This window comes from Geitlerinema sp. PCC 9228 (assembly GCF_001870905.1).
Lineage (GTDB): Bacteria > Cyanobacteriota > Cyanobacteriia > Cyanobacteriales > PCC-9228 > PCC-9228.
This window is the reverse complement of the sequence record NZ_LNDC01000071.1, coordinates 1-3,653: the sequence shown is the minus strand read 5'-3', so window position 1 is coordinate 3,653 and position 3,653 is coordinate 1. Positions and strand designations below refer to the sequence as shown.

The following is a 3,653-nucleotide window of genomic DNA, read 5'->3' as shown; positions in this document are numbered from 1 at the left end:
ATAGGCGACTAAAGTCGCCGTTCGTTTTTCCTCCCTGCGCTAAAGCGACAGGGCTTCCAAACGTATCGAGGTATTTTCCGTGAGAGGTGATGGGGCATGGGGACATGGGAGACAAAAGTAAATTGTATTTCCATAATCTCCCTATCTCCCACACTCAGTGCGCTTCTACCATTTTCTTAAAAGTATGCAAGAAATAATTGGGGCATTTTTGTAGGGGCGCTCGCGCGTTGCCTCCCTACCAGGGAAATTGAAAAATTCCAGAAAATCATTGTTTTTTAGAAATAGGATGAGATGCTCTGTCCGCAACCAAAGTTATCTTGCTATAGTGAAATTTGCTAGCGATCGCGAACGAAAAGATATGCCACGAATTGCTTATTTAGATTGTCCCACAGGCATTGCTGGGGATATGTGTTTGGGGGCTTTGGTGGATGCAGGGGTTCCTTTGACCTATTTACAACAGCAGTTGGAACGGCTGGGGATGTCGGATGAATACGAACTGCGGGCGGAAACGGTTTGCTATCAGGGGCAGCAGGGAACCAAAGTTCACGTAGATTTATCGTCTGAAACCACCCACGAACATCCACCCCACCGCCATTTACCGCAAATCGAACAAATTATCCAGCAAGGTCAGTTCCCCCACAGAGCACAAAATTGGAGTTTGGCGGTTTTCCGTCGTTTGGCGGCGGCGGAAGCGGCGGTTCATGGTGTGGATGTGGAAAAGGTCCATTTTCACGAGGTGGGGGCGACGGATGCCATTGTGGATATTGTGGGAACTTGTTTGGGATTGGATTGGTTGGAAATTGAGGATTTGTACTGTTCGGCTTTGCCTGTGGGAGGCGGTACGGTGAAAGCGTCTCACGGTAGGTTGCCGGTTCCCGTACCGGCGGTGTTGAAGTTGTGGGAAATGCGACAGGTTCCCACCTATAGCAATGGTATTGAGAAAGAATTGGTAACGCCTACAGGCGCTGCGATCGCGACGACTTTAGCTACAAATTTTGGTTTTCCACCGGCAATGACCCTGCAAAAAGTGGGTTGGGGAGCTGGGTCGCGGCAGCTATCTTTGCCCAATATGCTGCGGTTGTGGTTGGGAGAAACGACGGCATCTGGGGAAACAACAGAGACGATTGCGGTTTTGCAAACGCAAATTGACGATTTATTCCCTCAGGCGATTGGCTATGTTTTGGAAATGTTATTTGCGGCGGGGGCATTGGATGTGTTTACCCAAGGCATCGGTATGAAAAAATCCCGCCCTGGCATTTTGCTAACGGTCATTTGCCCGCCCCAGTTGAAAACTTCCTGCGAGAAAATTCTTTTCCGGGAAACAACGACTTTGGGAATTCGTTCTTTTCTCCAGCAACGTTCGGTCTTGCAGCGGCAAATTCAAACCGCGACCACCCCATGGGGGCAAGTGCGGGTTAAAGTAGCTACAGACGGCCACGGCGAAGTTCTCAACGTACAACCGGAGTACGAAGACTGCGCCCAAATTGCGCGATCGCACAATCTTCCTTGGTATGAGGTGTATCGAACGGTGATGCAGGTTTGGGGAAAAGATGGGGAAGAAGGGAAAGCGTAGTTGGCTGATGCTCCCCGGTGCCCAGCTTTCTATGCTTCTAAATTTCTAGATAAAAATTTTCATCGAAAATATGGTTTTTCATATGCGTCGATTCTGGCAATATGTTCGTACTGTCCTCAAAGTAATGTTTCGCCACCCCATTGCCGGTACTACCATTGTACCGGTTCTTCCCGATGGGCGTTTGGTTTTGATTCAGCGTCGCGATACGGGAGAATGGGGATTACCAGGGGGCATTATCGATTGGGGAGAACCGATTGCTGTGGCTGCCGGGCGGGAATTAGAAGAGGAAACGGGGTTAAATTTGGTGAAAATTCGCCGTTTGGTAGGGGTTTATTCTGCCCCAGACCGCGATCCGCGCATCCATTCTATTTGTGTGGTGGTGGAAGCGGATGTGGATGGGCAAATGCAGGTTCGGGATACCCTGGAAATTCAAGATGTACGGGCGTTTTCGCTGGATTCCCTTCCCCAAGAAAACTTATGCCACGACCACGCACAGCAGTTACAAGATTATTTAACTGGCAAAACGACTTTGGCATAATTGAAGCAAACCACAGCGATCGCCAGCTTGTAAGTTTGTATTGGTGGGCAACTGGAAAAATTGCATGCATATAGCCGTACGAAATTCTCGAATTCAACTGTCTCAGGGGCAAATTTTTTGGCGCGAAATTGGCAGCAGCGATCGCCCCATGGTGGTCTTTTTACACGGGAGCTGGCAAGATAGCAGTCAGTGGTTGCCTGCTTTGGAGAAATTAGGGCAGCAGTATCACTGTTTGGCACTAGATTTTTTAGGATTTGGCGATTCCGAACGCCCCAAAATGCACTACTGTATTGATTTGGAAGTGCGATGTCTGGAAGAATTTCTCCAAACACTCAATACTGAAGGGATTTATTTGGTGGGCAATTCCCTAGGAGCTTGGATTGGGGCTACCTATGCTTTACAAAATCCCGACCAGGTGAAAGGATTGGTGCTTTGGCAGCCGATTGGTGTGGATTTACAGCTATTAAAACAAGGGCGCGATCGCAATATTTGGCGCAAACGGCTGCAACTGTGGCTTTTTCAAGCGATCGCACCGATGGCACGCTTGCTAAAACGCTACAGCATTACCAAGGAAATTCGTCGGCTAAAGCACGAACTAACGGAGTTTCGCGTTCCCCGCATGTTGCTTTACCAAAGGCGATCGGCGGAATTGCAATCGGAACTACTACAATCTCGCTTGGGCGAGCTGCAAATGCCAGTTTTCATTTTATACAATGACGGCGACCCAACTCACATCAAAACTCAAAGTCGTGCCTATGGGGAAAATATTCCCCACGCCCAAACTCAAATTATCCCATCTGGCAGTAGCCTAGGCAACGAACCCGATCCCAATCTCGTTTTGGTACATATTGACAAGTTTATTTCTCAAAACGAAAAGAAATCATAGGGAATCCGCAACCCAAAAACCATAATTCTCTGCATGGTGAATCATACGAAATCTGATATTGCTAAACCACAAACATAACCCGAACCGTTCCCCTTTACAAGAAGGACAACAGGGGATTGTTACCTGCTGGCACGATCGGAGCTTGCCAGGACGGATTTGGTATCACGGAAAATTTCGGTGTGGTTGCCCTACTGACACGAAATCCAATGTAAATCAATCCCCCGTACCTACCCCTACTACCCTACAGAAAAATTATGGTTTCCCCATCTCGGATTTCTACCATTTCTGAAAAACAATGATTGTCTGAAATTTTCTAATTGCCCTTGTAGGGGCGCAACGCGTCAGCGCTCCTACAACCACACCCCGATCGTTTATTGCAAACTTTTAAGGAAATAGGATGAAGTCCAATACAGCCTTCGAGTTTCTGAAAAAAATGATTTTCTAGGATTTTCCAATTTCCCTGGTAGTGGCGCCACCCGTGAGCGCCTCAAAAAAAGCACCCCAACGATCCCTGGCAAAAATTGAAAGAAATGGTAGGAGGAAACAGGAAATCCCATTGGTGTCGTATCCGCACTGCTACTTCCTAATAGGTTGTTTACTGGACAATAATTGACTTTTATTGACTTGATAGTCGTAGCCATCTTTCTTAAAGATTG

4 protein-coding genes are annotated in these 3,653 nt (G+C 47.6%); 3 read left to right on the top strand and 1 reads right to left on the bottom strand.

All coding sequences use genetic code 11. From position 1 onward, the window contains the following. The first annotated feature begins 358 nt into the window (after positions 1-358). The 3 genes from larC (at position 359) to AS151_RS05560 (ending at position 2,997) form a co-directional block, all read left to right on the top strand. On the top strand, positions 359-1,573 hold the full coding sequence (gene larC / locus AS151_RS05570) for a nickel pincer cofactor biosynthesis protein LarC (RefSeq protein ID WP_071516063.1): 1,215 nt from the start codon (positions 359-361) through the stop codon (positions 1,571-1,573). A gap of 82 nt (positions 1,574-1,655) precedes the next feature. After that, complete coding sequence (locus AS151_RS05565) at positions 1,656-2,111, top strand: NUDIX hydrolase (RefSeq protein ID WP_084639423.1); 456 nt, start codon at positions 1,656-1,658, stop codon at positions 2,109-2,111. Between the two features lie 64 nt (positions 2,112-2,175). Next, complete coding sequence (locus AS151_RS05560) at positions 2,176-2,997, top strand: alpha/beta hydrolase (RefSeq protein WP_071516061.1); 822 nt, start codon at positions 2,176-2,178, stop codon at positions 2,995-2,997. 371 nt (positions 2,998-3,368) lie between these two features. On the opposite strand, the gene AS151_RS22490 is transcribed toward AS151_RS05560, so the two are convergent. Beyond that, positions 3,369-3,653, bottom strand: a 285-nt coding sequence (locus AS151_RS22490) for a hypothetical protein (protein ID WP_211517537.1), incomplete at its 5' end; no start/stop codon positions are given.

Bases quoted from the DNA above. Each gene is read 5' to 3' on its own strand.
- AS151_RS05565 (WP_084639423.1), top strand. From the start codon at position 1,656: ATGCGTCGATTCTGGCAATATGTTCGTACTGTCCTCAAAGTAATGTTT.
- larC (WP_071516063.1), top strand. From the start codon at position 359: ATGCCACGAATTGCTTATTTAGATTGTCCCACAGGCATTGCTGGGGAT.
- AS151_RS05560 (WP_071516061.1), top strand. From the start codon at position 2,176: ATGCATATAGCCGTACGAAATTCTCGAATTCAACTGTCTCAGGGGCAA.